The sequence below is a fragment of the Azospirillum melinis genome (genome assembly GCF_013340935.1).
Lineage (GTDB): Bacteria > Pseudomonadota > Alphaproteobacteria > Azospirillales > Azospirillaceae > Azospirillum > Azospirillum melinis.
This window is the reverse complement of the sequence record NZ_WHOS01000132.1, coordinates 1-2,869: the sequence shown is the minus strand read 5'-3', so window position 1 is coordinate 2,869 and position 2,869 is coordinate 1. Positions and strand designations below refer to the sequence as shown.

Here is a 2,869-nt window from a genome sequence, read left to right as displayed (position 1 = left end):
CTCGGAGATGTGAAAAGGAGACAGCCCCGCCCCGCCGGACCGCCGCGCCTGCTGATCGCCGAGGATCTGTCGATCAACCGCGAACTGCTGGCGGCGCTGTTCAAGGACAGCGGCTACCGCATCGATCTGGTGGCCGATGGCGCCGCGGCGGTGGAGGCGGTGAAGGCCGGCGACTATGACCTCGTGCTGATGGACGTGCAGATGCCGGGGATGGACGGGCTGGAGGCGAGCCGGATCATCCGTGCCATGCCGCCGCCGCACGGCGGCCTGCCGATCCTGGCACTGACCGCCGGCTCGTCGGACGAGGAGCGGCGCGATTGCTATGAGGCCGGCATGAACGGGCACATCGGCAAGCCCTATGAGCGCGACCTGCTGCTGCGTCAGGTCGCCCGCACGCTGGCCGCCGGGCGCAGCCGCACCGGCGCCGCCTGAAGGCCCGCCCTCTAGCCGGTCAGGGCTGCTCCGGTCAGGGCTGCTCGAACACCCTTGGGAAATGGGCGAGACGCCGGCCGAACAGGCTTTGCGGCGTGGCGTCGGCCACGACCGGCTCCGCCTGACCGGCGGGCAGCGGCGCCATGGGCAGGGGCGTGGAGGAGAGCGCGCGCGCCGAGGTCGGGCGGGAGCGGCGTTCTGTCTTCTCCGGTGGGGCGTAGAAATGCAGGGTCAGCTGGCCGTCGGCTTCCGCCGCATAGGGCAAGCCTGGGACCGTCCGGCGTTCGGCGCCGGGAAGCACATACTGCTCACCTTGGTCGGTGCGTTCGATATGCGGCATGACCGGTATCCTGTCTCCACCGGACCGATCCTGCCGTTCCCGCCCTTGCGGGTCAAGGGCGGGCTGCGTCACGAAGGGCTTATCCGATCGTACCGGTATCCGCCCCCTCGTTCACAGGGTGTTCTCCCCCCAAATCGAGGCCCTTACGGGTGCAGGACGCTCGCCACCAGCAGGTAGGACAGCCAGGCGACGATGCCGGAGGCGGGAATCGTCAGCACCCAGGCCCAGACGATTCGGCCCGCCAGACCCCAGCGCACCGCCGAGGTCCGGCGGGCGGAGCCGACGCCGACGATGGCGCCGGTGATGGTGTGGGTGGTCGAAACCGGGATGCCCAGCCACGTCGCGCCGAACAGCGTGATGGCACCCGCCGTCTCGGCGCAGAAGCCCTGGTAGGGCTTCAGGTCGGTGATGCGCGATCCCATGGTGCGGACGATGCGCCAGCCGCCCATCATGGTGCCCAGCCCCATCGCCAGCTGGCAGGCGATGATGACCCAGAACGGGACGTGGAAGGTATCGCCCAGCATACCCTGGCTGAACAGCAGGACGGCGATGATGCCCATCGTCTTCTGCGCGTCGTTGCCGCCATGGCCCAGGCTGTACAACGCCGCAGAAACCAGCTGCCAGTGCCGGAACTGGCGGTCGACCGCGAAGGGGGCGGCCCGGCGCAGCGCCCAGGACAGCACCAGCATCAGGAACAGCGCCAGCAGCAGGCCGATGCCGGGCGACAGCACGATGGCGACCGCCGTCTTGGTGAAGCCGCTGGCGATGATGGCGCCGAAGCCGGCCTTGGCGATGCCGGCCCCGGCGATGCCGCCGACCAGCGCGTGCGAGGAGGAGGACGGCAGCCCGAGATACCAGGTGATCAGGTTCCAGCCGATGGCGCCGATCAGCGCCGCCAGGATCACCGCCGGGTCCATCACCAGCGGATCGACCAGCCCGGTGCCGATGGTGGTGGCGACATGCAGGCCGAAGAACAGGAAGGCGATGAAATTGAAGAAGGCCGCCCAAAGGACGGCCAGCTTGGGCGACAGCACGCGGGTCGACACCACGGTGGCGATGGAGTTCGCCGCGTCGTGCAGGCCGTTGATGAAGTCGAAGGCGAGCGCCACCAGAACGATGACGGCGATCGCCGGCAGGCCGAGTTGCAGGGCCTCCATGACCGGGACCGCCTCAGACCTGATCGAGCGTGATGCCCGCGACCAGGTCGCCGACGTCGTCGCACCGGTCGGTCACCGCCTCCAGCATTTCGTACAGCTCGCGCCGGCCGAGGAAGGCGATCATGTCCGGCTTCTCCGCGATCAGCGACTGGAGCGCGCTGCGCAGGATGTCGTCGGCCTCGTCCTCGATGTCGGACAGCCGGCCGCAGAGATGGTCGATCCGCTCGGCGTTGCGGGCGATGGAGCCCAGGAGCGGCATCAGCTCGACCAGCACGTCGGCCTGCTGGCGGATCAGGGCGACGAAGCGGCGCATCGGCTCGTCGAACGCCTCGATGCCATAGAGGCCGGCATGGCGCGGCACCTCGTCCATCAGGTCGATGGCGTCGTCCAGCGCGTTGATCAGCGACAGGATGTCCGAGCGGTCGAAGGGGGTGATGAAGGCGCGGTGCAGGTCGCGCCCGGCATCCTTGGCGATGCGGTCGGCGTCCTTCTCCACCCGCTTCAGCGCGGCGACCTTCTGCGCGCGGTCGTCCGGTCCGGCATCCATCACCGCTTCCAGCGCAATGGATGCTGCCACGATATGGCGGGCCTGCTCGACGAACTGGTCGACGAAGCGTTCCTCCTTCGGCATCAGCGAACGGAATGCGCGCAGCAGCATGGGACGGTGACTCGCGTAGACTGGAATGGTTTGGCGCTGCTCTTAGCACGCTTCGCGGTGCGGTGCAGCGGCGGCATGTCATGTAAAGGTCATGAAACAGTCATTTGGTAGCAAAATCGCCACAGGTCGCGGCACATCGCCGCTTTTCACCCCTCGAACCAATCCGGCAAACCGGTTTCGCCGGCCCCACAAGCAGGGACCATGGAAAGCCGCCGGCCGCCTTCCCAAATCTCACCCGAAGCCCCTCCCCCGACCGCAGGGTTCCGCCCATGACGTGCCCAC

The 2,869-nt window shown here is 68.3% G+C and carries 4 protein-coding genes; 1 reads left to right on the top strand and 3 read right to left on the bottom strand.

The features are described 5' to 3' along the window. Positions 1-432 (top strand): response regulator (locus GBZ48_RS35700; protein WP_174475357.1); only part of this gene is annotated, 432 nt, incomplete at its 5' end. A 34-nt stretch (positions 433-466) separates the two neighbouring features. Here the strand turns inward: GBZ48_RS35700 and GBZ48_RS35695 are convergent. The 3 genes from GBZ48_RS35695 to GBZ48_RS35685 form a co-directional block, all read right to left on the bottom strand. Then, positions 467-772, bottom strand: coding sequence for a hypothetical protein (locus GBZ48_RS35695; protein ID WP_174475356.1), 306 nt, complete (start codon positions 770-772; stop codon positions 467-469). A gap of 143 nt (positions 773-915) precedes the next feature. Further along, the gene (locus tag GBZ48_RS35690) at positions 916-1,929 is read right to left on the bottom strand and encodes an inorganic phosphate transporter (RefSeq protein WP_174475355.1); all 1,014 of its coding nucleotides are present in this window, start codon (positions 1,927-1,929) and stop codon (positions 916-918) included. A 13-nt stretch (positions 1,930-1,942) separates the two neighbouring features. Beyond that, the gene (locus tag GBZ48_RS35685; protein ID WP_174475354.1) at positions 1,943-2,587 is read right to left on the bottom strand and encodes a DUF47 domain-containing protein; all 645 of its coding nucleotides are present in this window, start codon (positions 2,585-2,587) and stop codon (positions 1,943-1,945) included. Positions 2,588-2,869 lie beyond the last annotated feature (282 nt).

Bases quoted from the DNA above. Each gene is read 5' to 3' on its own strand.
- GBZ48_RS35695 (WP_174475356.1), bottom strand. From the start codon at position 772: ATGCCGCATATCGAACGCACCGACCAAGGTGAGCAGTATGTGCTTCCC.
- GBZ48_RS35690 (WP_174475355.1), bottom strand. From the start codon at position 1,929: ATGGAGGCCCTGCAACTCGGCCTGCCGGCGATCGCCGTCATCGTTCTG.
- GBZ48_RS35685 (WP_174475354.1), bottom strand. From the start codon at position 2,587: ATGCTGCTGCGCGCATTCCGTTCGCTGATGCCGAAGGAGGAACGCTTC.